Origin of the sequence: Bradyrhizobium barranii subsp. apii, from assembly GCF_011516635.5 — a bacterium.
Classification (GTDB): domain Bacteria; phylum Pseudomonadota; class Alphaproteobacteria; order Rhizobiales; family Xanthobacteraceae; genus Bradyrhizobium; species Bradyrhizobium barranii.
In genome coordinates this window covers 8,863,263-8,886,888 of sequence record NZ_CP096255.1, presented here as the reverse complement: position 1 = coordinate 8,886,888, position 23,626 = coordinate 8,863,263, and the positions used below count along the sequence as shown (strand labels likewise).

Here is a 23,626-nt window from a genome sequence, read left to right as displayed (position 1 = left end):
CCACACGAGCAGCGTCAGAGGTGGAGAGACTGTCACCCCACCCCGTCTCCCATTTTCGCTGCGCTCAATGTGAGCCGCCCCTCCCCCTTCAGGGGAGGGTGGAAGCAGGCCTACTCCGCCGCCAGCGACTTTTGCTTGAGCGGCAGACCCAGGCGGTCCCATACCTGCAAGAGCGCTTCGGCGAGCTGATCGATCAAGCCGTCGTCGTGATAGGGCGAGGGCGTGATGCGCAGGCGTTCGGTGCCCTTGGCCACCGTCGGATAGTTGATCGGCTGAATGTAGATGCCGTGCTGTTCCAGCAGCAGGTCGGACGCCTGCTTGCACTTCTCGGCATCGCCGATGAACAGCGGCACGATATGGGTGTCGCTCGACATCACAGGCAGGCCGGCAGCATTGAGGATCGCCTTGACGCGGGCGGCGCGGTCCTGGTGGCGCTCGCGCTCCCAGTTCGAGGTCTTCAGATGCTTGATCGCGGCGGTCGCGGCCGAGCAGATCGCCGGCGGCAGCGCGGTGGTGAAGATGAAGCCCGGCGCGTAGGAGCGCACGGCGTCGATGATCTGGCCGTTGGCGGCGATGTAGCCGCCGAGGCAGCCGAATGCCTTGGCCAGCGTGCCTTCGAGAATGTCGATGCGATGCATGACGCCGTCACGCTCGGCGATGCCGCCGCCGCGCGGGCCGTACATGCCGACGGCATGGACCTCGTCGACATAGGTCATCGCGCCATATTTCTCGGCGAGATCGCAGATCTTGGCGAGCGGAGCAACGTCGCCGTCCATCGAATAGAGGCTCTCGCAGGCGATCAGCTTCGGCCGGTTCGGACCTGCGGCCTTCAACTTCTCTTCGAGGTCGGCGAGGTCGTTGTGGCGGAACACGACGCGCTCGCAGCCGGACTGGCGGATGCCCTCGATCATCGAATTGTGGTTGAGCTCGTCCGACAGGATCAAGCAGTTCGGAATGAGCTTCGCGATGGTCGCGATGCCGGTCTGGTTCGAGACATAGCCCGAGGTGAACAGCAGCGACGCTTCCTTGCCGTGGAGATCGGCGAGCTCGGCCTCGAGTTGCACCAGCGGATGATGCGTGCCGGCGATGTTGCGGGTGCCGCCTGCGCCGGTGCCGACGCGGGTCGCGGTTTCGACCATGGCGCCGACCACCTTCGGGTGCTGGCCCATGCCGAGATAATCGTTGGAGCACCAGATCACGACGTCGCGTTTGCCCTTCGGCGAGTGCCAGAGCGCATGCGGGAACCGACCGGCGATGCGTTCGAGATCGGCGAACACGCGGTAGCGCCGCTCGGTGTGGAGACGATCGAGGGCGGTATTGAAGAACTGGGCGTAATCCATCGGCAAAACCTAAGACGGAACTGACCAAAAAGGGCGCATCTTCTTAGAGCTTTTCCAGCTCTAGAGTCTATGCGCTATCCCACATTTGGGCATGGGGAGCATTTGGGCAAAATGCCCTATCGTGCGATTTGAAACTTGATCCCGATCAAGTTCGCGCGAGAGGCAATGTTGCTTTGCACCATCGGCGGCGCTGCGGGTCTACCCGGCCTTGGCCTTCTTGCGCGGCTCGCTCCGCGCGTCCTTGACGGCGGCCACCGGCTTTAACCAATCCGAATTGCGCAAGGCATGCGCCACGCAATCATGGATGTGGGTGTGCAGCACCTTGTTCGCGCCCTTGGCGTCGCGCTTCAGCGCCAGCTCTTTCAGCTCGCGATGCTCGGAAGCAGCCATCTCGCCGCGGAACACCACGGCGATCATCTGGTAGCGCAGATAGCGGTCATAGACCGCGGCATGCGCATCGAGCAGCACCTTCGAGCCGCAGGCCGCGACGAGCGCGCGATGAAACTGGAAATCGCACTGTTTCCAGCTTTCCGCATCGGACCGCTCGCCTGACAGCAGCATCCGCTCCATCGCCGCGAGCTTGTGATGCGCCGAGACGATGTGCGCCTCCCAGTCGAGATCGCCGGCCGCAAACGACTTCTCGATCATGTGGCTCTCGAGCAGCTCGCGCAGCTCCGCGATCTCCTGGAATTCGGTCGCCGAGATCGGCGCGACCTCGAAGCCGCGCTGGCCTTCGGCGACGACAAAACCTTCCGAGCACAGCCGGTTCAGCGTCTCGCGCAGCGTCGAGATGCTGGTGCCATAGGCGCCGCTCATCCGCTCGAGCTTCAGCTTCTGCCCCGGCGTCAGCTTGCCGAAGATCAGGTCGGTGCGGATGCGGCGGTAGGCGCTGTCGCCCACCGTCTCGGCTGTCGTGTCGGGAAGGGTGTCCATGCCTCATTCTAGCGCGTTGGACGTGCGTTTTGCCAGATTTCGAAACTTTATCAAGTGTTTCATGTAATATCATACAAAATCAAAAATATAGGTTGATTTATAATTCGTCATATAAGACGTTCCTGTCCCTAAGAACGAGATCAACAGGGGAGGGAGCGATGCCCGTTCGGTTCAAAGGTCTGGCTTTGGTGGCGGCGATCGGCGCGGTCGCCTTGGGCGCGATGGGGCCGGCCTCGGCGCAGGCCATTCAGGAGCGCACCATCCGCTGGGGGCACCTCAACAACACCGACCATCCCGTCAGCAAAGGCGTGCAGAAATTCGCCGAGATCGTCGCGGCCAAGAGCGGCGGCAAGCTCAAGGTGCGCGAATATCCGGCCAACCAGCTGGGCAGCGAGATGCAGCAGCAATCGGCGCTGCGCGCCGGCACCCAGGAGATGCAGTCGCCGGCGACGACGTCGCTGGTCGGCATCGTCAAGGATTACGGCCTGATCGATTTCCCCTTCATCGTCTCGACGCCGCAGCAGGCCGACGCCCTGCTCGATGGTCCGCTCGGCGCAGCGCTGCTGGCAAAGCTGCCCGAGAAGGGGCTGGTCGGTCTCGCTTATTGGGATCTCGGCTTCCGCAACGTCACCAACAGCAAGCGTGCCATTACCAGGGGCGAGGACCTCGGTGGCATCAAGATCCGCGTGATCCCGAACCCGGTCTATCTGGAGACCTTCAAGGCCTTCAACGCCAACCCGGTGCCGATGAGTTTCTCGGAGCTCTATAGCGCGCTGGAGACAGGCACCGTCGACGGCCAGGAGAATCCGTTCTCGGTGATCCTGTCGAACAAGTTCTTCGAGGTGCAAAAGTATCTCAGCGTCACCAACCACACCTATTCGACCAACATCATCCTGATCAGCAAGAAATTCTGGGACGGTCTTTCGCCTGACGAGCAGAAGATTTTGCAGGACGCGGCGATCGAGGCGCGCGACTACCAGCGCAAGGTCAGCCGCGAGCAGGCCACGGCCGCGATCGACGAGCTCAAGGCCAAGGGCATGGCTGTCAACGAGATCGCGCCCGGCGAGCTCGATCGCATGCGCGAGAAGACCAGGCCGATCGCGGAAAAATTCTCGGCCGACTACGACCCCGCCATCGTCAAGCTATTCAACAGCGAGCTCGACCGCGTGCATGCGCTCAAGCCGTAAGCCGACGCGCAGCAGGCCGGACATGATGAAAACGATGGTCAACGCCTACTTCTGGCTGCTCCGCGCGGTGATCGCGGTGCTGCTTGCCGCCATGGTGGTGCTGGTGTTCGGCAACGTCGTGCTGCGCTACGGCTTCAATTCCGGGATTGCGATCTCGGAAGAGCTGTCGCGCTGGCTGTTCGTGTGGATGGTGTTTCTGGGCGCGATCATCGGCCTGAAGGAGCATGCCCATCTCGGCGTCGACAGCCTCGTCAAGGTGCTGTCGCCGTTCGGCCGCAAGGTCTGCTACGGCCTCAGCCACGCGCTGATGCTCTATGCCTCCGTGCTGCTGACGGAAGGCTCCTGGAAGCAGACGGTGTTGAACTGGGACACGGTGGCGCCCGCCTCGGGGCTCTCGGTCGGCCTGTTCTACGCCGCCGGGATCGTGTTCGGCGCCTCCTCCTGCGTGATCATCGTGCACGAGCTCTATCGGCTCGTGACCGGGCAGGTCGCCGATGCCGATCTGATCGCCATCAGCGAGTCCGAGGAACTCCCGCATTCTCCTGGCGACGCGAGCGGAAAGCAGCAGGCATGACTGTCGCCGTCTTCACCTTCTCGCTGCTGGGCGCCATGGCGATCGGCATGCCGATCGCGTTTGCGCTGATCATCTGCGGCATCGCGCTGATGACCTATCTCGCGATGTTCGACTCCCAGATCATCGCGCAGAACGTTATCAACGGCGTCGATTCCTTCCCGCTGATGGCGGTGCCGTTCTTCATCCTCGCCGGCGAGGTCATGAACACCGGTGGCCTTGCGCGCCGCATCCTCAACTTCGCGATCGCGCTGGTCGGCCATTTCCGCGGTGGGCTCGGCTATGTCGCGATCCTCACGTCATGCATCCTGGCCTCGCTCTCGGGCTCGGCGGTCGCGGACGCCGCGGCGCTCGGTGCGCTCCTGGTGCCGATGATGGCCGCCGCCGGCCACAATCGCGCCAGCGCGGCTGGCCTCGTCGCGGCCGGCGGGATCATCGCGCCCGTCATTCCTCCGTCGATCGGTTTCGTCATTTTCGGCGTCGCCGCCAATGTCTCGATCTCGAAGCTGTTCCTGGCCGGCATCGTGCCGGGCCTGCTGCTTGGCGTCGGCCTGTGCTTTGCCTGGTGGTGGGTGGTGCGCAAGGAGAACCCGGCGCGCCTCCCACGCAAGAGCCTTGCAGAGATCTGGCGCGCGCTGATCGACGGTTTCTGGGCCCTGATGCTGCCGATGATCATCATTTTCGGCCTGCGCTTCGGCATCTTCACGCCGACGGAAGCGGCCGTCGTCGTCGCGGTCTATTCGCTGGTGGTGGCGATGGGCGTCTATCGCGAGCTCAGGCCGGCACAACTGCCGGCACTGTTGGTGAGCACCGCGCAGACCACGGCTGTCGTGATGTTCCTCGTCGCCGCGGCGCTGGTATCGTCCTGGCTGATCACGGTTGCCGAGATCTCCGACCAGATCGTGGCGCTCGTGCAACCGTTCGCGGGCAACAAGACCCTCCTCACCTTCGTGCTGATGATCATCGTCGTCATCGTCGGCACCGCGCTGGACATGACGCCGACGATCCTGATCCTGACGCCGATCCTGATGCCGATCGTCAAGCAGGCCGGCATCGACCCCGTCTATTTCGGCGTGCTCTTCATCATCAACAACGCTATCGGCCTGATCACGCCGCCGGTCGGCGTCGTGCTCAACGTCGTCTGTGGCGTTGCCCGCGTCTCGATGGATGATCTGATCCGCGGCGTCTGGCCCTTCATGATCGCGCAGCTCGTCGTGCTAGCCTTGCTGACGCTGTTTCCCGCTCTCGTCACCGGCCCGGCCAAGTGGTTCGGTGGCTAACTTCTAGAAGGACCTGTCCATGAAGCGCGTGATGATCCTCAACGGTCCCAACCTCAACATGCTCGGCATCCGCGAGCCGCACATCTACGGCACGACCACGCTCGCGGAGGTCAATGTGAGTTGCGAGGAAGCGGCTGCCAAGCTCGGGCTCAAGTTGGCCTTCCACCAGTCCAACCATGAAGGCGTGCTGGTCGATCTGATCCAGTCGGCGCGGCAGGATGCCAATGCGATCGTCATCAATCCGGCCGGCTTCTCCTTCACCTCGGTCTCGATCATGGACGCGATCAAGACATTCGAAGGCCCGGTGCTGGAGGTCCACATCTCCAACATCCACGCCCGCGACGAATATCACCGGCACTCCAAGATCTCGTTCGTGGCGACCGGTGTGATCTGCGGGCTGGGCCCGTTCGGCTACGTCGCGGCGCTGCACGCGATCGCGAATATGAAGTGAGCTGGTAGCCGCGGCGGAGGTCTGCTCCCTCTCCCCGCAGGCGGGGAGAGGCGAAAAGCTCACGTCGTCCGGAACTGGAGCACGCCGTCCTTCGTCTCCGCCGTCAGCCGGCCCTCGACGATCATGTAATTGACGTGGGCAACGAGTTCGCCGGCGGCAAAACCCATCTGGTGTTCGTCCAGCACGTGCTTGTTGAACACGACAGGCACCAGGGCGCGCGAGGTCTGCGGCACCTCACTGCAGGCTTCCGCGATCAGGCGGCAGCGCTCCTCATGGTGGTCGGCGAGCTGCTTGATGCGGGTCTTCAGACCATAGAACGGCACGCCGTGGCCGGGCAGCACCAGCAGATCGTAGGGCAGGGTGGTGGTCAGGCTCGCGAGCGAGGCCAGATATTCGCCGAGCGAGTTCTGGTCGGGTTCGACCGCCCAGACGCTGACATTGGGCGAGATCTTGCTCAGCACCTGGTCGGCGGAGAGAAACAGCTTGTCGTCGGCGCAATACAGCATCACCTGGTCGAGCGCGTGCCCGCCGCCGGTGATCACCTTGAAGCGGCGCGTGCCGATCACGACCTCGTCGCCATGCGAGATGCGGCGGTAGGACGGCGGCAGCACCGAGACGCGCTTGAGATAATCCTGGCCGCGGCCGAGCAGCTTTTCGGTGAGCGACTCGTCCATGCCGTGGCGGCGGAAGAACAGCCGCTGGGCTTCGCGCCGCTCCTCGGTGCCGCGGTTCTGGTGGTAGACCGATTGCAGATATTCGACCTGCGTCATCACCAGCGGGCAGTTGAACCGCTCGACGATCCAGCCCGCGAGGCCGACGTGATCGGGGTGCGAATGCGTGACGATCAGGCGCGTGATGTTGACGCCCTTCAGCGGCCCCTCGAACAGTCTGGTCCAGGCCTCGATCGTCTCCTCGTTGCCGAAGCCGGCATCGACCATGGCATAGCCGTCGCCGTCGGCGAGCAGGTAGATGTTCACGTGGTTGAGGCGGAACGGCAGTTTCAGCCGCGCCCACAACACGCCGGGACGCACCTCGACGATCTCTTCGGGGCCGGGATGCTGTTCCCAGGGATAGCGCAGGGCCTCGGCCGAGGACTGCACGGTGTCGGTTTTCGGGTTCATGCTACCGGCTTAAACCCGCCGGGCGCGGGGCGCCAGCCGAAAAAGGCCGGGCCGTGGTCTCCGCATGGCGGTCATACCCGCAGTTTTCCGTAGCCCGGATTACGCGGCGCGCCATCCGGGCTACGGACCGGCGGCTTACGCCGCCCGCATATTGTTGAGGAATGCGTCGATCTCTCCGCGCAGCATGTCGGCTTCGCGGCGGAGCGCGTCGGAGGCGCCCAGCACTTCGCTCGCCGCCGCGCCGGCTTCCGCCGAAGCCGTGGAGACGCCGATGATGTTGCTGGAGACCTCGCTGGTGCCGCCGGCGGCATGCTGGATGTTGCGGGCGATTTCGCGGGTGGCCGCGCCCTGTTCCTCGACCGCGGCGGCGATCGTCGTCGTCACGTCGTTGATCTCGCCGATGATCCGGCCGATGCCCTGGATGGCGCCGACCGCGGAGGTCGTGACCGACTGCATGCTGGCGATCTGGGTGCGGATCTCTTCCGCCGCCTTGGCGGTCTGGCTCGCGAGGCTCTTCACCTCGGAGGCGACCACTGCGAAGCCGCGGCCGGCTTCGCCCGCGCGCGCCGCCTCGATGGTGGCGTTGAGTGCGAGCAGGTTGGTTTGCGAGGCGATGGTCTGGATCAGGTCGACCACGACGCTGATGCGGCTCGCGCTGTCGGCAAGGCTCTGCACCGTGGTGTCGGTGGCGCCGGCCTCGTCGACCGCCTTCCTGGCGATCGCGGCCGAGGTGACGACCTGCTTGCTGATCTCCTCGATCGAGGACGACAGCTGCTCGGTGCCTGATGACACGGTCTGCACGTTGACCGAGGTTTCCTCCGCGGCGGAGGCAACCGCGTTCACTAGCGCGTTGGACTGGTCGGCGGTGTTCGACATGCTCTGCGCGGTGGACTGCATCGAATTGGCCGATTGCGCGAGATTGTCGAGCGCGTTGCGTACCGCGCGCTCGAACTCGGCGATCTTCGCTTCCATGCGCGCGGCACGCTCGGCCTTGGCGACACGGTCCTTGTCCTGCTCGCTCGACATCGCGCGGGCCTCGATCATGCTTTCGCGGAACACCTGCAGCGTGTTCGCCATCACCGAGATTTCGTCGTTGTGGTGCTTCGAGCGGTAGATCTCGGTCTCGAGGTCGCCATTCGCGAGCAGCTGCATCGACTGATGCAGCGCGCCGATCCGCCGCAGGATGTTGCGGCCGACATAGAGCCAGACGAACAGCGCCGAGCCAACCAACATCAGCGCGCCCAGCGCCAGCATCGCGGTGGTGGCGAGCGAGATCTCCTGGCGCGCCTGGAAGGTCGACGCGTTGGTCTCCTTCTGCACGCCGTCGACGAGCTGCTGCACGCTGATGCCGAGACCGACATTGAGCTTGCGGGTCTCGTCCAGAATGGTCTGGCCGTAGTCGATGGCGTCGAGCTCCTTCTGGCGGATCTTGAACACGCCGGTCTTGCCCTCGCCGAAGGCGAACAGCTTCTGCACGGCGTCGCGCACCGTCTGCATCGAGGGCATGTTCGGGAGGTCCTCGAGGTTCGACTTGACGCGGTCGCGCGTCGCCTTGAACTCCTTCTCGATCGCTTCCAGCGTGTCGCTGTTGTTGGCCGACAGCGCCGCCATCATGTCGGCGGCCATCAGATTGCCGTTGGCGGAGATTGTCGCGACCTGGGAGACGGAGCGGGCAGCCTCAGTCGCATCATCGGCGGAAACTTCCGCCGCGCCGAGGATCGCGTTCAGGCGCGTCTGTGCGTCCAGCATCGCAGGACCGGCCGCGCCGACGAAGGTGAGCTGGGCCTTGCGCAGCGCCTCATACTGCTTGTCATGCAGCGCGCCGGTCTCGAGCCGCTCGCGCGCGGCCGACACCAGGCTCTGGGTCGCCTCGTCGATGCTCTTGGCGGTGTCGCGCAGCGCGGTTGCGACCTGCTTGTCGGCGCCGAGCTCGATGATCTCGCCGAGCTTGGCCATGGCGAGCTGCTGGATGTCCTTCACGCTCTTGGTGCGTTCCTTCAGCGCCTCGTCGGAGGGCGATGCCAGCAGGCCCGGGCCTTGCGCGGCGAGCGTCGCGCTTTGCGAGGCAAGCTGCAGGCTGGCGGAGAGGCGCGGGATGTCGCGGCCGCTCAGATCCATCATGGTCGCGCCGAGGTGATTGAAGACGAAGCCGGCGCCGGCTGCGATCACGAGGCCCATGCCCGCGATCAATGCGAAGGCGGCGAACAGGCTGCCGCGCACGCCCCACCTTGGCATCTTGAAACGAGGCTTGAGACGGCCAAGGACACGGCCAGCACCCAGACGGATCGCCATCGAAATTCCCCCACGCGTGATCTTTATATTTTCGCCGCGGAGTATCCCTGGGTCGGGTTAAAAAATCGCAAGTTGCACAATCGGTTGCGTTCGTTCCGCACAGCGAAAAAAGAAAGGGCCGGCAGATTTGCCGGCCCTTGTTGGCGAGGAGATTTTTGAGGCGCGATCAGTAGCGCGCGACCGCCGAGTTGGCCCAGTTGAAGCGGTAGTTGACGCCCGCCTTGAAGGTGTGGTCGTCGGTCGTGAAGTTGCCGGTGCCCACCAGCGGGCCCGCGGTGAAGTGGGCGTCGCCGAAATTGTAGTACTGGTACTCGGCCTTGGCCGACCAGTTCGGGGCGAACATGTATTCGAGGCCGGCGCCGACGGTGTAGCCGTTGCGGTGATCGCCATCGATGATGAAGCCGGTCGGCACGCCGCCAATCGTCACCTTCTCGTTGTTGTCCGAATAGGCGTAGCCGCCCTTCACGTAGAGCAGGCCGGGACCCCAGGTGTAGCCGACGCGGCCGGTGATCGAGCCGAGGCCTCGCTGGTCGTTGCTGTAGGCGACGCCGCCCGGGAACGCCGCGCCGACGCTGCCGGAGAGCCAGGAATACTGGCCTTCGACGCCGACCAAGAAGTTCGGGTTGAACTGCCAGTCAGTACCGACCTGCACGCCGCCGAGGAAACGGCCGTTGCCGTTGTTGCCGGTGGAGAGGCCGTTGAAATTGTTGTCGCTGGAGAACGCGCCGCCGACATGGCCGCCGACATAGAAGCCCGTCCAGTTGTAGATCGGCGCGGCATAGGCCGGCGCAGGCGCCTTGTAATAGTTGCGGTTGCCGAGATCGGCGCCGACGGCCGGCGCGGCAGCGCCCACCACGAGCAGCCCAACGGTCGCAAACAAAATCTTCTTCATCGTCTTGAACTCCAGCACTTTGGTCCCCGGCAGACGCGCTGTCCGCGCCGTCGTTGGCTTTGCAGATAGCTCGCTTTTGACGAAAATGCTGTCACATCCGTGGCACAGCGACAGCCAACCTAACTTATTGGGCTGTAAATGATTTTCGTGCTTAATGGCGGCTTAAGAAGTGGTGAAGGAAGGCTTAACGTCGCAAGTCTCGGGTAACTTGCGCGCGTCTCTCGTTAACCAAGCCGCCGTCGCACCTCATCGCGCATCTGCTCGCGGAAGGCCGCGCGCCTTGCGGGCCGGTCTTCCTCGCGTACGTCGTGGCGATCGAAGACGTCGAACTTCTCCATGATCGGATAGCGCTCGCTCGCCATCGCGAGCACGCGCAGCACCTTGGTCGCGGACGGCGTCGGCCCGCTGACCTCCCAGCGCCGGATGGTGTCGGCGCCGCCCTTCTCCGGCAGTCCGCAAAGCTTGGCCATGTCGGCCGCGGTGAGCTTGCGCTCGAGGGCATCGGAAAGGTCGTTGCGGAGCTGCTTCAGTTCGGCGCCGGTCATGCTGTTTGCGTCCAGGGAAGTCACTGAAGGCGATGCACTAGCGCTGATTCGGGTCCATCCGAAGGCGGGTGGTCGTGATAGTGTGTCCATGCCGGTCGAGCATCAGCGAGGCGAAATCGCATGCCTGTGTTCAAGCTGCCCCTGTCGGGGGATGTCGTCCAGTCCATTTATCCGTCGTTCTTCAGTCCCACCGGCGGCCAGTTCGGTCTCGTCAACATCACGGTGGGGCAATCCTCGGCGCCAGATGTCGAGAAGGACGTGCTGTCGGATGTGGCCGGTTACGGCAAGCAGATCGGACAGATCGCGGACGCGCTGCTGGCCGTCGTCGAGCATCTGGAGTCGCGGCCCGACCACACGCTCGCTGACGATCCGGCGATCGCCGCCTTCAAGGCGCTGATGCACTCTGTCGCGACAGTTAAGGAGCGACATGGCCGCAAGGCATGTCGTCCGAAGCGACGATGACCACGGCAGCGGTGTCCGGGTCAGGCACATTCGGGCGTGCACGAAGTTATGAACGGATGCCTATGGAAATCTTGCGTTGAATGAACACATCGCACACTGGGCTCGCGGCCAATGAAGGGAACCGCCATGACACGCATCAAACCCGCCATTGCCGCACTCATCACTGTCGGACTGCTTGCCGCGCCCTTCGCAGCCGAAGCGAAGAAGGCCCGGCCGAGCCGGCATCACTACAGCACGGGCGTGGTGGCCCCGACCTACGGCGCCGCCGCATTGCCGGTCGCGCAGCCCAGGACCTCCTACGGGTCGTCTGGACAGACGGTCGGGACGGCCACGGCGCCCTCGATCGGATCGTACAATTGGCCGTCGGTCGGCGTGACCAATTCGGTGCCGACCTGGAGCAACACCACGAGATAGAGAACACCTCGCCAGGCGCGCCGGTGACCGTCAACGCGTCCCGGGCGCGAGGCCGGAGAGCAGGTAGAGCGCGACCAGCAATGTCGCGACCGACAGCATCGTGGTGACCGACCTTGTGCTCGTGTGCCAGCACATAGACGGTCTTCGCCGTCGGCACGGCCGCGCATATGACGGCGGCGACCGTGTAGAGCGGGTTGAGGCCAGTGACCACGCAAAGTCCGTAGACGATCAGCGGCATCACCACCAGCTTCACGGTCGCGAGCGCGAACGATGCTTTCAGGTTGGATCGCAGGCCGTCGACCGACAGGCCAAGCCCGATGGCAAACAGTGCGCAGGGCGTGAGCGCGGCGGCAATGATGTTCAGATAGGCCGCGACGGGCGCCGGAATCGGCAAGCCCGTGATCGCCCAGACGAGACCGATCAGCGTCGACAGCACCATCGGATTGAGCAGGATCTGCTTCACCAGCCCGGCGGAATGCGCAGGGCTGCGCACGTCCCTTTCCAGCAGGATGACCGTGAGCGGAAACATCACGCCGGCGACGAACACCGTCGCCACCGCGGCGGGCAAGACGGCGGGCTGGCCGTAGATCGCGTGCAGGATCGGGAGCGCCACGAAGCCGGTATTGGTCATGGCCGCCGCCATGCCATGGATCGTGCTGCTGGCGAGGTCGTGCTTGCCGTCCGCACGGACCGCCAGGAAGACCAGCGCGAAGCAGAGGAGGGAGCCGCCGCCGAACGCGAGCAGGAAGCGCCATTCCAGCAGGTTGCGCGCCGGCTCCTGGGCGATCGTGACGATCAGCAGCGCCGGCATCGCCACGTTGTAGGCAAAATGCACCAGCGCGTCCGCAAGCGAGCGGGAGAGATAACCGAGTTCGCCGGCAAGCCAGCCGGTGACGATGATTGCGAACACGGGAAGAACGAGGCTGGCGACCTCCATCCGGCGTCCCCCTCTGCCAAGCAGCGTCGCCATTCTAGCCTGGCGATGCATGCTCGTCACGGTTCAACTGGATGGCGCCGTCCTCGACCAGACGGCCTGTGGCCACAGGCGCCCCTGCCGGTCTGTTGACCGAACACGCAGCGCCATCCAGCCAGGCGTTCGGCCGGATGCTGGTTCATCCATTCGGCGAGCTGCGGCGCGCCCATCAGGCAGGACTGCATCGAGACGTTGGCGAGGTCCGACGTGGTGACGATCTGCTCGTGACAATTCGCCGGAGAGGAGAGGCTGCAGAGCACCGCGATGATCTTGATCACGCCAGATTTCCTGCGTCGCCGTTGGCCGCGCGGCCGATCGTCGTCTTGCCCTGCGGCTCGCCGCTCGGATCAGCCGGCGGAAAAATGCTGTCGTAGATCGCGCGTGCCTCCTGAATGAGGCGAACGCGCTCGCGCTCGGATTTCGAGATAAACTGAATAACCTGGCCCATATCGGCTCCAATGGATCGGGAATCCATCATCAGATGATGGAGATCATTCCATGCGAATCTGGGGTGCCGGCCTCTGTTTCGCATCTGTGCGGGCGGTCACGAGGGATAAAAAGCCCGTGAGTGTTCCGTTGCGTGAAGAGGAGCGGAATACCTTAGCCATGAGCTGGCCTGACGTTGCCGGCGCGCGCTGCTTGTGTCCCGGCACGGCGGCGCAGCGGCGAGCCAAGGGGCTGGGAGTGCGCCCCTGTTCGGCTGGAGCTGCTCGTCGCGCCATCGTGATGGAGCGTCAGGCCCTGCAGTGTGATCGTATTGCGGCACATTTTTACGCGCGTGGAGTTGTAAGATTGCTCAGTGCACGACTGGTTCGACGAGCGAACGGCCGACGCGACTGAGACACCGCGCCCGAAAGGATTAGCCATGACAAGAACGAGACGCTCGATTGCGGTACTTATCGCCGTCGGATTTGCGGCATCGCCATTCGCTGCAGGCGCGCAGACGTCTGCGGCGGGCACCCAAGGCAACACGGGCGGTCTTTCCGGAGCGCCAGCAACGCAAGGCACAACTTATGGAAGCTCCGGACAGACCGTCGGGACCGTCACTGCGCCGTCGATCGGAACGTCCAATCAACCATCGGTCGGCGTGACCAACTCAGTCCCGACCTGGAAGAACACCAACCCTCCGGCCAAGTAGCAACCGCGATCGGCCGCCTCACGCCGCCGGCGCGCGCTCCTTCCGGCCCGGCACGGCCGCCAGCAGCTCGCGCGTATAGGCGTGCTCCGGCGCGGCGAACAGTTGCGCGGTCGGCTTCAACTCGACGATGGCGCCGCGCTGCATCACCGCGATGCGGTCGCAGATTTGCGCTGCGACGCGCAGATCGTGGGTGATGAACAGCATCGAGAGGCCAAGGCGCGCCTTGAGGTCCTCGAGCAGTCGCAGCACCTGCGCTTGCACGGAAACGTCGAGCGCGGAGACGGCTTCGTCGGCGACGATGATGTCCGGCTCGAGCGCGAGCGCGCGCGCGATGCCGATGCGCTGACGCTGGCCGCCGGAGAATTCATGCGGGTAGCGGTCGAGCGCGCCGGCGTCCAGTCCGACCATCTTGAGGAGATCGCGGGCGCGGTCGAACGCCACTTTCGGATCGATGCCGGCTGCGATCGGACCGTCGGCGATGATGTGCCCGACCTTGCGGCGCGGATTGAGCGAGGCAAACGGATCCTGAAAGATCATCTGGATGCGATGGCGCTCGGCGCGGAGCGCCTTGCCCGAAAGCTGCGTGAGATCGGTCTCGCCGACGAGGCCGAGCGTCTCGCCCTTCAGGATATTGAAGTTGACTTCGCGCGCGGCATCGACACGGCGGTCGTCGCGAAACCAGCCGCCTGATGTGACGTAGGTCTTGTCCAGCCCGATCACCTCGACGGCTCTGGCCTGGTCGTCGAGCGGCTCACGCGCCGGCGGGTCCATCGACGGCACGGCGGCGAGCAACGCCTTGGTGTAGTCGTGCTGCGGATTGTTGAAGATGGTCGCGGCGGGGCCTTCCTCGACGACCTTGCCGTGCCTGAGCACCACGACCTGGTCGGCGATGTCGGCGACCACGCCGAAATCATGGGTGATGAACATCACCGCCATGTTGCGGTTGCGCTGGAGGTTGCGGATCAGTTTCAGGATCTGCGCCTGCGTGGTGACGTCGAGCGCGGTGGTGGGCTCGTCCGCGACCAGCACCGCAGGCTCGAGCGCGAGCGCCATCGCGATCATGGCGCGCTGGCGCTGGCCGCCGGAGAGCTGGTGCGGATAGGCGCGGACAATGCGCTCGGGGTCGGGCAGGCCGACCTCGCGCGCCAGCGACAGCGCCTTGGCGCGCCGCTCCTTCGGCGTCAGCAGGCCGTGGGCCTCGAACATCTCCGCCATCTGGTCGCCGATCCGCATCAACGGATTGAGCGCGGTCATCGGTTCCTGAAAAATCATCGCGAGCCGGCGGCCGCGCAAATCGCGCCAGCCGTCGTCGTCGAGCTTGAGCAGGTCGCGGCCTTCGAACTGGATCTCGCCGGTGGTGACGGTGACCGTATCAGGCAACAGGCCCATCAGCGCATGCGCGCACATCGACTTGCCGGAGCCGGATTCGCCGACGACGCAGACGATCTTGCCGGGCCGTAAATCCAGCGAGACGCCGTCGACCGCGAACGGACGCTCGGCGCCCTTGGGCAGCGCAATCCGCAGATTCTTGATCGAGACGGCGGGCGGGGCGGTCATCATCAGCGGCCCTCCCGAGACAGGCGCGGATTGAGCGCGTCGTTGAGGCCTTCGCCGATCAAATTGAGGCCCAGCACCGAGATCAGGATGGCGACGCCGGGAAACACGGTGATCCACCAGGCCTGGCGGATCACGGTGCGGCCGGCGCCGACCATGTAGCCCCAGGAGATCAGATTGGGATCGCCGAGCCCAAGGAACGCCAGCGAGGATTCCAGCAGGATCGCGGTCGCCACCATCAGCGAGGCCAGCACGATCACCGGCGACAGCGCGTTGGGCAGGATCTCGCGCAGGATGATCCAGGTGTTGCTCTGGCCGGTCACGACGGCGGCCTGGACATATTCGCGCGTGCGCAGCGACAGCACCTCGCCGCGCACGAGGCGGGCGACCGGCGGCCAGCTCACCACCGCGATCGAGGCCACGATCGAGTAGATCGAGGGCTGGAGGATCGCGACCAGCACGATCGCGAGCGCGAAGCTCGGAATGGTCTGGAAGAACTCGGTGAAGCGCATCAGGGCGTCGTCGACCTTGCCGCCGAAATAGCCGGCCATGGCGCCGATGGGAACGCCGACGACCAGCGCGACCAGCGTGGAGACGAGGCCGACCAGCAGCGAGACGCGAGCGCCAAAGATCATGCCGGCGAACACGTCGCGGCCGAGCGCGTCGGTGCCGAGCGGCACGGTCGAGAGCGTGAAGGGCGGCAGGAACGGCCGCTGCACCATCCGCCAGGGTGAATTCGGGAACAGCATCGGCCCGAACACCGCGATCGAGATCGCAAGGACAAGGATGACGAGCCCGACGACGCCGCTCGGGCTCTTCAGCATCGATTTCCAGAACTGTTTCATGAGGCGAATTCGATGCGCGGGTCGACCAGGCGGTAGACGAGGTCGGTGATGAGGTTGAAGATCAGCACCATGGCGGAGCAGATCACGAAGACGCCGAGCAGCAGATTGTAGTCGCGCTGGAGCAGCGCGTCGTACATCAGACGCCCGATGCCGGGCCAGGCGAACACGGTCTCGGTGATGACGGCGCCGCCGATCAGCGTGCCGGAATGCACACCGGCCAGCGTCACGACCGGCAGCAGCGCGTTGCGCAGCACGTGGCGACGCTGGATCACGGCATCGGAAAGGCCCTTGGCGCGCGCGGTCTTGACGAAGTCGAGCCGCTTCACCTCCAGCATCGAAGCGCGCGTCATGCGGGTGTAGGTCGCCATGAAGAACAGGCCGAGCGTCATCGCCGGCATGATCAGATGCTTTGCGACGTCGACTGCGTGGGCAAGGCCGGTGAGGTTGGCGCCGACGGTCTCGTAGCCGAAGCTCGGCAGCCAATCCATGGTGACCGAGAACATGAGGATTCCCATCAGTGCCACCCAGAAGATCGGCATGGCGTAGAAGATCAGCGCGAACACGGTGATGGCCGTGTCGAGGAAGGTTCCGGCAAAGCGCGCAGCGAAGGTGCCGAAGAGAACCCCGAGCATGAGCGAGATCGCGAAGGCCGTCAGCGTCAGCAGCAGCGTCGCCGGCAGCCGCTCGCCGATCAGCTTCGCGACCGGCGCCTGCTGGCGGAAGGAGAAGCCGAGGTCGAGCGTGACGACGCCCTTGACGTAGATGAAGAGCTGCTCGGGCAGCGGCTTGTCGAGGCCGAACTTTTCCCGGAGCTGCTTGACGAAGACCTGGTCACTGGCGCCGGCCTCGCCCGCCATCACGACCGCGGGGTCGCCGGGCGCAAGCCGGATCAGGAAGAAATTGAGGACGACGATCGCGAGCAGGACGATCACGCTCTTCAGGACACGCTGAGCGACGAAGGAGAGCATATTAGAGAGTCATCTCTTGTAGCGTGACCTGGAGCCACGGAGACAGTGGGCTCCCTCGCCCCGCTCTTGTCCGCCGAAGCCTCGGCGAAGGCGGATGCGGGGAGAGGGTTGGGGTGAGGGGGACTCTCCGCGGGGACGGTGATAGTTGGGCTCGCGGAGACTCCCCCTCACCCGAATGTGCGCTATGCGCACATTCGACCTCTCCCCGCGAGCGGGGAGAGGTGAAGAGGGCAGCCATCACTTGTCCAGCCATGCGTCCTTGAAGCCGTCATTGACCCCGATGCCCGTGGTGATCAGGTTCTTGACCTTGCAGCGGGTGATGGTCGGGAATTGCAATTCCAGCATCCAGGCCACCGGCACGTCCTCGACCAGGATTTTTTGCGCCTTCTCGTAGATCTCCTTGCGCTTCGAGTCCGGCGTCGCGGTCGCGCCGTCGGCGAAGAGCTTGTCGATCTCCGGGTTGGAGTAGCCCTCGACGTTGTTGAAGACCTGCCCCTTGGCGATGTTGCTGGAGATATAATTGCGGCCGACGCCGAGCGCGGGATCGCCATTTGGTAGAGATAGGTGAAGGCGATGTCGTAGTCCCAGTCGCCGATCTTCTGGTTGCCGCCGGCAACGTCGGTGGCGATCGTCTCGATGTTCATGCCGACGTCCTGGAGGTTCTGCTTCACGGCTTCACCCCAGCGCTGCCAGGTCTCGCCATAGGCGAGCGGCAGCAGGCGGATCTTCTCGCCCTTGTAGCCAGCTTCCTTCAGCAGCGCCTTGGCCTTGGCAGGATCGTAAGGGTATTTCGGCACGTCGTCGGTGTAGTACTTGATGGTCGAGGCGGACGGGCCTGTCGCCACCTTGCCGAGCCCGTTCCAGATCACGTCCTTGGCGAAATCGCGGTCGATCGCGTACATGATCGCCTGCCGCACCCGCTTGTCGGCGAGTGGCCCCTGGCGGTTGTTCAGCCATAGCCAGGCGAGCGGCGAGAAGAACTCCCAGCCGGCGCCGGTGACGCAGGTGTCCTTCAGCTTGGACAGCCGCGGCACGTCGAAGTTCTCGACCGAGCCGCCGGGCAGCACATCGACCTTGCCGGTCTCATACGCCACCGAGCGCGCGGCGGCGTCGGGAATGATCTGCCAGTAGATCTCGTCGAGATAGGGCTTGCCCTTTTCGTGGTAGTTCGGGTTCTTGACCAGGCGGATGAACGAGCCCTTCTGCCACTCCTTGAACATGAAGGGGCCGGTGCCGACAGGCGCGTTGTTGTAGGGGTTGGTCTTCCAGTCGGTGCCTTCATAGAGATGCTTCGGCACCATCGGCATCGAGCCGACCTCGAAGATGCCGAGGAACGGTCCGAATGGCTGCTTCAGCGTGAACACCACCGTATAGTCGTCCGGCGTCTCGATCTTGTCGACCTGCGCCAGATTGGTGCGGGCACGCGCATGCGTCTGCTTCAGCATCTCCATCGAGAACAGGACGTCGGCGGCGGTGAAGGGCTTGCCGTCATGCCAGGTCACGCCCTTCTTGAGCTTGAAGGTGTAGGTCTTGGCGTCCTCGCTGACGCTCCAGCTTTCGGCAAGCTCCGGCAGTGGCTCGAGCTTGGGGCTGTAGCGCAGCAGGCCCTCGAAGATGTTGCCCGAGACCATTTGAGTCGGGCCGTTCTGGACCTGCGCAAGCATCAGGCCGGGCGGCTCGGGCTGGATCACGGCGTTGATCACGCCCCCCGTCCTCGGCTCTTGCGCCAGCGCCGAGGCCGTGAGGCCGCAAGCCAGGAGGGCACCAAGCAACACTCGTTTTGGCATGTCGTATCTTTCTCAAGCGAGACCGGCCGAGAACGCTTCGCACGTCATGGCGCGCAAAGCTCCGGCCGGCCCATCCCAGTCCCCATCCGGTATCGAGGCTCACACAGTCTCATTCGGGGCCGCAAGATGAAAGTCTCGACAGTGTTCGCACAAAAAATGTACAGCGCGTCCTGTTTTCACTTGATTCATTGTCTTGTCACGGAGACAAGTCGGCCATGGACAATGCCAGCCGCTCCGAACGATCCCGTAACGCCGCACTCGAAGCGGCCATCGCGATCATCGCGCGCGACGGGCCGGGCCGGCTGACGCTGGATGCGATCGCGCGCGAGAGCGGACTCAGCAAGGGCGGCGTGATGCATCAGTTCCGCACCAAAGAAGCGGTGCTGAAGGCGTTGCTCGACCGGCAGATGGCGCATTTCGAGGAGTTCGCCACCAGCACCATGGCAAAGGTGAGCGCGACCTCCGCGAATCCCAATTTGGCGACCCAGCTCGCGACCGTGCGCGAAGCGGCCACCTCGCCGAATTCTGCCGCGCTGGCGCTGGTTGCGGCCATGGTCGAGAATCCCAGTCTGATGGCGCTGCCGCGCGAGCGCGAGATGGAGAGGATGGCGGCGATCAGGGAAGAGGCCACTGATCCTGATCTCGCGATGCTGCGCTGGGCCGGCGCGATGGGACTGCTGCTGAGCTCGTTGTTCGGCATGTCACCGCTCAGCAAGGACGAGCACCAGCGGCTGTTCGCGCGTCTGCTCGACGACGCGCAGTGGACCGGCCTCGAGCGGCCGGCCGCCAAGCGCACCGCCAAATCCGGCGGGCACTCGGCGGCGAAAGCCGCAACGCCGCGCAAGCGCGCCTGATTCATCGTCAGCAATTTCCCGCCGATCACTGCCCAAAGCCGCGCCTGCGGCCAAATGTGTCAGACCCCCGTTTTTGAACTTTCCAAACCGTCTAGTCGGTTTTATAAATCGACACACTGAGACGACCCAAGGCTTCCGAGATGGCCCCGGACGAAGCCTCGGGTTGGCACCGGTGAGCGCCGCAGCCGCGTCTGGTCCCGTACGCGGCTGCGGTCGCCATTGCCTTGGCAGCAAGCCGCTAGAGGAGTCTGGAATGAATCGCTCGATCGCCCTGCGCGGTCTGGGAACGCTGCTGCTCGGCGCAGCCGTCGCGGGCTGCGCCACCGTCGCGCCCGTGCCGTATTCCGGGATGGCGTCCTCAGCCTACATGGCTCCGGACAAGTCGGACGCCTCCGGCCGCGTGCCCTACCGCTATTCCACGCCGGTCGCCTGGCGCGCTTATAACAAAGTCATCCTCGAACCGGTCGTGGTCTATCGCGGCAGGGATCACCAGTTCGGCGACATGTCCGACAAGGACAAGGCGACGCTTGCCGCCTACATGCAGACCCGTTTCGCCGAGGGTCTGCGCGGCCGCTTCGCGCTGGTGCGCGAGCGCGGGCCGGAGACGCTGCGGATCAGGCTGACACTCACCGGCGCCGTCGCCAACACGCCGGTGCTCGGCACGCTCTCCCGCTTCGACGTCGCCGGCGCCGTCTACAACGGCGTGCAGGCCGCGCGCGACGGCGAGGGCACCATGACCGGCTCGGTGATCTACGGCGTCGAGATCTTCGACGCCGCGACCGCGCGCCTGCTCTCCGCCTACGTCACCAAGCAATACCCGGCTGCCTACGACATCAAGGCCACCGCCGGCGCGCTCGCCGCCGCCACCGCCGGCCTCGACAAGGGCGCCGACGCGCTGATGGCGCAACTGAACTGACGCCGCGACCCATCCAACGAAAGGTGCCGCTGATGAACATTGTCCTTCGCTTCGTGCTGCGCGTTGCGATCACGATCCTGATGATGGTCTTTGGCGGCCGCGCCGGCGCCGCGGCGCCGCCCGATCCCAGCGGCACCTGGCTCGTCCAGGACGGCCGCGCGCGCATCAGGCTCGAGCGCTGCGGGCCGTCGCGCGACCGCATCTGCGGCTTCATCGTCTGGATGAAGGAGCCGGCCGACAAGCGCGGCCAGCCTTATCGCGACAAGGAGAATCCCGATCCCGACAAGCGCGCCCGCGCGCTGCTCGGCCATCAGCTCATCATGGGTTTGCAGGCGACGCCGGAGGGACAGTTTGCCGGCGAGATCTACAATGCCGAGGACGGCAAATCCTATTCGGTCTCGCTGTGGCGCGACTCCGCCGATCGCCTCAAGCTCAGGGGTTGCCTGATCAAGTTCCTGTGCCAGACCCAGACCTGGCAACAGACCCTCGACGTGCTGCCCGGCCAGCTCGTCGGCCTCACCGGCGATCTCAACGGCCCCCGCGCCGACAAGGAATGGGCCGCCGTGCCGGCACCGAAGCCGATGCAGGCGAAAGCCAGGTAGCGGATTGCTCCTCTAACCACTCACTTGGCTTCCGGTGCGCCGACGGCTGCGCTCGCAATGACGACGTGATGACGGTCGCATATTGCGCGCCTTCGAGATTTGACCGGTTGTTCGCCAAAAGCTATCCTTCCGTCCCGCTGGGTCGTCCAATCTGAATTTGCACGCGCGAATTCCTCGTTCCGGGGGCGCACCTATGGAATGGTCAGCCAAGCCATCTCGCGCCGATCAGCCCTTCGGCAGTTGGGCCGACGATCTCGCTGCGGCCTTTGTCCGGCTCGAGCCGCGTAAAATCGCCGACCGTCCCTTCGAAGGTTCGATCGCGCGTACCGACGCTGCGTCGGTCCAGATTTCGCTGGTGAAAGCCACAGGGCACTGCGTTCTCCGGCTGCGGCCCCATATTGCGCGAAGCACGGATGATCTCTGCTTCGTCAATCTCCAGCTCGAGGGTCTGGGCCGCACGACGCCGCGGGGACACGAGCAGGTCTGTGCGCCCGGCGACCTCGCGGTCGCCGATACGACCGAGCCGTTCGAGATTGCCAACGGCCGCGACTTCCGCCTCTTTTGCTTTGCCGTGCCGCGGCGGCACCTGCCAAAGAGCTTTGCGGATTCTCCGCGGCTTGCGTTGTCGAGGACGGAAAATGGCCGCGCGTTGTCGCGCACGCTCGCAGGCTATGCCGAGCTTTGCCTGGCAGCACCCGCCGTTGCGGCAAGCAGCGGCACGCATGTGGTCGAGCTGATCGCGCATGCACCGGAGATGCTGGGTGAAATGCCGGTTGCGCGTGTGAATGCGCCCGTGCTGCTGTCGATGATGCTCGACCATATCGACCGCCACAGCGACGATCCCGGTCTCGATGCCGAATTGCTTGCCCGGAAGTTCCGCTGCTCGGAGCGCTATGTGCACCGGTTGTTCGTCGCGACCGGCCGCTCCGTCGGCGAGCATGTCAGCGAACGGCGGATCCTGATCTGCGCCCGCGACCTGCTCGACGCACAGCATCGTCACAAGACCATCTCCACGATCGCGTATGAGGCCGGCTTTTCCGACATCTCGCACTTCAACCGCCTCTTCAAGCGCAGCCACGGCCTCGCCCCGCGCGAATTTCGCAGGACGAAGGGGAAGGGCGAGTAGTTCACCTCCAGCCAAGAATTAGGTCGCTGCCGACCAAGATTTTCCGCCCTCGCTCGGCTCACCCTGGTGACCTGCCGGAGCGAGGGAGATGTTCGATGGCGATTGATTTCACGCTTTCACCTGCGCAGCGCGCGTTGCAGCTTCAATCGCGAAAATTCGCGGCGGAGGTCTTGGCCGGCGCCGGCAAGGCGGAGTTGCTGGCGACGCCGGAAGAGCGCTTCCTCGCGACGAAGCCGACCTATGAGGCGATGGTCGCTGCCGGTTATCTGCGCAAATGCATTTCGGCGCCGGCGGGCGGCGACAATGCCGGACTCATCGACATGGCGATCTTGGCGGAAGAATTCTACGCCGTGAATCCGAGCGTGACGCTGACCATGCTCGGCACGGTGCTCGGTCTGCTGCCAATTCTGCTTGGTGGCACCGCGGAGCAATGCGCCCGCCTGCTTGCACCGTTCCTGGAGACGAGCGGCGCTCCGCTTGCGGGCTTCTGCTCCTCGGAACCCGGCGGCAGCGCCAATGCTGCCGCACCGCCGCCGGGCGAGGGCGTGCGCACCACCGCAAAACGCGAGCTCGGCAATTGGATCATCAACGGCCGCAAGAAATGGGTGTCGTCCGCCACCGGGTGGGATCGCAATGGCGCCGACGTGTTGTGCGTGGTGTGCCGGACCAATCCCGCCGCGCCACCGGAGCAGGGTGTCTCCATCATTGCGGTCGAAGGCCCGGTGCATGGCATCGTGTTCGAACGCGCTATTGATTCGATCGGCCACCGCGCTCACCTCGTGCCGGAATTCAGCCTGCGTGCCGTCACCGCGCCGCACGGCAATCTGCTCGGGCAGGAGGGGGGCGGCTTGATGCTGGCGTCCGCCGCCTTCACCGGCACGGCGGCGCTGGTCGGCATCTTCGGTGTCGCCCTGATGCGGGCCGCCTTCGACTTCGCATTGCATTTTGCCCGCACCGAGAAACGCGGCGGGGTACAGGCGATCATCGAGCATCAGGCGGTCGGCTATGCACTCGCCGATGCCAAGACCACTATCGAAGCCGCGCGCTACCTGAGCTGGCGGGCCTGCCATGCGCTCGATACGCAATCACCGGGCGCCGACGAGCTCGCGGTCCAGGCCAAGATCTTCGGCTCCGAAGCCGCGGTGCGGGTCATCACCGACCTGATGCGCGTGGTCGGCATCGACAGCTATGATCACGCGGCGCCGTTCGGCCGCTTGTTGCAGGACGCGTTGGCGCTGCCGATCTTCGACGGTGGCAACATGGGCGTTCGGCGGCGCCAGCTCCACGCGATGCTGATGCGGCCCGATTACGATCCACTGACCGCGTGCGGAGGAACCTGAGACGACGCGTCGTATCTGCATCCGCCCTTTGCCCA

General features: G+C 64.7%; 23 protein-coding genes and 2 pseudogenes. 12 read left to right on the top strand and 13 right to left on the bottom strand.

What is annotated here, in order from left to right; genetic code table 11:
* Positions 1–110: 110 nt before the first annotated feature.
* Entirely contained in the window at positions 111–1,340 is a 1,230-nt protein-coding gene (gene hemA, locus HAP41_RS42550) for a 5-aminolevulinate synthase (RefSeq protein WP_028148697.1), read from the bottom strand.
* A 198-nt stretch (positions 1,341–1,538) separates the two neighbouring features.
* Positions 1,539–2,273 carry a GntR family transcriptional regulator gene (locus HAP41_RS42545; RefSeq protein WP_085402607.1) on the bottom strand — a complete coding sequence of 245 codons (735 nt, stop codon included), beginning with the start codon at positions 2,271–2,273 and terminating at the stop codon, positions 1,539–1,541.
* 158 nt (positions 2,274–2,431) lie between these two features.
* Here HAP41_RS42545 and HAP41_RS42540 point away from each other — a divergent pair, with 158 nt between their 5' ends.
* Genes HAP41_RS42540 through aroQ form a run of 4 tightly spaced genes read left to right on the top strand, consistent with a single transcriptional unit; the run spans position 2,432 to position 5,762 of the window.
* Complete coding sequence (locus HAP41_RS42540; protein WP_206706258.1) at positions 2,432–3,460, top strand: TRAP transporter substrate-binding protein; 1,029 nt, start codon at positions 2,432–2,434, stop codon at positions 3,458–3,460.
* Positions 3,461–3,485: 25 nt separating this feature from the next.
* Positions 3,486–4,034, top strand: a complete 549-nt coding sequence (locus HAP41_RS42535) for a TRAP transporter small permease (RefSeq protein WP_166105443.1) — start codon at positions 3,486–3,488, stop codon at positions 4,032–4,034.
* Complete coding sequence (locus HAP41_RS42530; protein WP_166076937.1) at positions 4,031–5,311, top strand: TRAP transporter large permease; 1,281 nt, start codon at positions 4,031–4,033, stop codon at positions 5,309–5,311. The genes HAP41_RS42535 and HAP41_RS42530 overlap by 4 nt, the downstream gene beginning before the upstream one ends.
* 19 nt (positions 5,312–5,330) lie before the next feature.
* A complete protein-coding gene (aroQ, locus tag HAP41_RS42525; RefSeq protein ID WP_166076946.1) occupies positions 5,331–5,762 on the top strand; it encodes a type II 3-dehydroquinate dehydratase in 432 nt (143 codons plus the stop codon).
* Between the two features lie 59 nt (positions 5,763–5,821).
* Here aroQ and HAP41_RS42520 read toward each other — a convergent pair whose 3' ends face one another.
* From HAP41_RS42520 to HAP41_RS42505, 4 genes are all read right to left on the bottom strand, one after another.
* Positions 5,822–6,883, bottom strand: a complete 1,062-nt coding sequence (locus HAP41_RS42520; RefSeq protein ID WP_166076952.1) for an MBL fold metallo-hydrolase — start codon at positions 6,881–6,883, stop codon at positions 5,822–5,824.
* Between the two features lie 135 nt (positions 6,884–7,018).
* Positions 7,019–9,175, bottom strand: a complete 2,157-nt coding sequence (locus tag HAP41_RS42515) for a methyl-accepting chemotaxis protein (RefSeq protein WP_166076984.1) — start codon at positions 9,173–9,175, stop codon at positions 7,019–7,021.
* Positions 9,176–9,341: 166 nt separating this feature from the next.
* Positions 9,342–10,067 carry an outer membrane protein gene (locus HAP41_RS42510; protein ID WP_166076991.1) on the bottom strand — a complete coding sequence of 242 codons (726 nt, stop codon included), beginning with the start codon at positions 10,065–10,067 and terminating at the stop codon, positions 9,342–9,344.
* A 224-nt stretch (positions 10,068–10,291) separates the two neighbouring features.
* A complete protein-coding gene (locus HAP41_RS42505) occupies positions 10,292–10,612 on the bottom strand; it encodes a helix-turn-helix domain-containing protein (RefSeq protein ID WP_166077004.1) in 321 nt (106 codons plus the stop codon).
* 120 nt (positions 10,613–10,732) lie between these two features.
* Between HAP41_RS42505 and HAP41_RS42500 the strand changes: the two genes are divergently transcribed.
* Together HAP41_RS42500 and HAP41_RS42495 are read left to right on the top strand one after the other, a co-directional pair.
* Positions 10,733–11,074 carry a hypothetical protein gene (locus tag HAP41_RS42500; RefSeq protein ID WP_166077045.1) on the top strand — a complete coding sequence of 114 codons (342 nt, stop codon included), beginning with the start codon at positions 10,733–10,735 and terminating at the stop codon, positions 11,072–11,074.
* Positions 11,075–11,200: 126 nt separating this feature from the next.
* Positions 11,201–11,488 (top strand): hypothetical protein, encoded by a 288-nt coding sequence (locus HAP41_RS42495; RefSeq protein WP_166077062.1) that lies wholly within the window; start codon positions 11,201–11,203, stop codon positions 11,486–11,488.
* A 163-nt stretch (positions 11,489–11,651) separates the two neighbouring features.
* Here the strand turns inward: HAP41_RS42495 and HAP41_RS42490 are convergent.
* From HAP41_RS42490 to HAP41_RS42480, 3 genes and pseudogenes are all read right to left on the bottom strand, one after another.
* Positions 11,652–12,425: pseudogene (locus HAP41_RS42490) on the bottom strand (AEC family transporter); the annotation flags it as partial.
* A gap of 56 nt (positions 12,426–12,481) precedes the next feature.
* Positions 12,482–12,739, bottom strand: a complete 258-nt coding sequence (locus tag HAP41_RS42485; protein ID WP_166077086.1) for a hypothetical protein — start codon at positions 12,737–12,739, stop codon at positions 12,482–12,484.
* On the bottom strand, positions 12,736–12,909 hold the full coding sequence (locus tag HAP41_RS42480) for a hypothetical protein (RefSeq protein ID WP_166077088.1): 174 nt from the start codon (positions 12,907–12,909) through the stop codon (positions 12,736–12,738). Before HAP41_RS42480 ends, HAP41_RS42485 begins: the two co-directional genes overlap by 4 nt.
* A 417-nt stretch (positions 12,910–13,326) precedes the next feature.
* Between HAP41_RS42480 and HAP41_RS42475 the strand changes: the two genes are divergently transcribed.
* Positions 13,327–13,599, top strand: a complete 273-nt coding sequence (locus HAP41_RS42475; RefSeq protein ID WP_224580593.1) for a hypothetical protein — start codon at positions 13,327–13,329, stop codon at positions 13,597–13,599.
* Between the two features lie 18 nt (positions 13,600–13,617).
* Here HAP41_RS42475 and HAP41_RS42470 read toward each other — a convergent pair whose 3' ends face one another.
* From HAP41_RS42470 to HAP41_RS42455, 4 genes and pseudogenes are all read right to left on the bottom strand, one after another.
* Positions 13,618–15,156: a dipeptide ABC transporter ATP-binding protein gene (locus HAP41_RS42470; RefSeq protein WP_166077093.1), complete on the bottom strand. Its 1,539-nt coding sequence runs from the start codon at positions 15,154–15,156 to the stop codon at positions 13,618–13,620.
* Between the two features lie 2 nt (positions 15,157–15,158).
* Positions 15,159–15,998 (bottom strand): ABC transporter permease, encoded by an 840-nt coding sequence (locus HAP41_RS42465; protein WP_028148686.1) that lies wholly within the window; start codon positions 15,996–15,998, stop codon positions 15,159–15,161.
* Complete coding sequence (locus HAP41_RS42460) at positions 15,995–16,966, bottom strand: ABC transporter permease (RefSeq protein ID WP_166077112.1); 972 nt, start codon at positions 16,964–16,966, stop codon at positions 15,995–15,997. The genes HAP41_RS42465 and HAP41_RS42460 overlap by 4 nt, the downstream gene beginning before the upstream one ends.
* A gap of 237 nt (positions 16,967–17,203) precedes the next feature.
* Positions 17,204–18,753, bottom strand: a pseudogene (locus HAP41_RS42455) (ABC transporter substrate-binding protein).
* A gap of 215 nt (positions 18,754–18,968) precedes the next feature.
* On the opposite strand from HAP41_RS42455, the gene HAP41_RS42450 reads away from it, so the two are divergent.
* From HAP41_RS42450 to HAP41_RS42430, 5 genes are all read left to right on the top strand, one after another.
* A complete protein-coding gene (locus HAP41_RS42450) occupies positions 18,969–19,607 on the top strand; it encodes a TetR/AcrR family transcriptional regulator (RefSeq protein WP_166077115.1) in 639 nt (212 codons plus the stop codon).
* Positions 19,608–19,860: 253 nt separating this feature from the next.
* The gene (locus tag HAP41_RS42445; protein WP_166077130.1) at positions 19,861–20,523 is read left to right on the top strand and encodes a DUF3313 domain-containing protein; all 663 of its coding nucleotides are present in this window, start codon (positions 19,861–19,863) and stop codon (positions 20,521–20,523) included.
* 32 nt (positions 20,524–20,555) lie between these two features.
* Complete coding sequence (locus HAP41_RS42440; protein WP_166077138.1) at positions 20,556–21,125, top strand: DUF2147 domain-containing protein; 570 nt, start codon at positions 20,556–20,558, stop codon at positions 21,123–21,125.
* A gap of 193 nt (positions 21,126–21,318) precedes the next feature.
* Entirely contained in the window at positions 21,319–22,251 is a 933-nt protein-coding gene (locus tag HAP41_RS42435; RefSeq protein ID WP_166077157.1) for a helix-turn-helix domain-containing protein, read from the top strand.
* 95 nt (positions 22,252–22,346) lie between these two features.
* Positions 22,347–23,591 (top strand): acyl-CoA dehydrogenase family protein, encoded by a 1,245-nt coding sequence (locus HAP41_RS42430; protein WP_166077180.1) that lies wholly within the window; start codon positions 22,347–22,349, stop codon positions 23,589–23,591.
* The last annotated feature ends 35 nt before the right edge of the window (positions 23,592–23,626 follow it).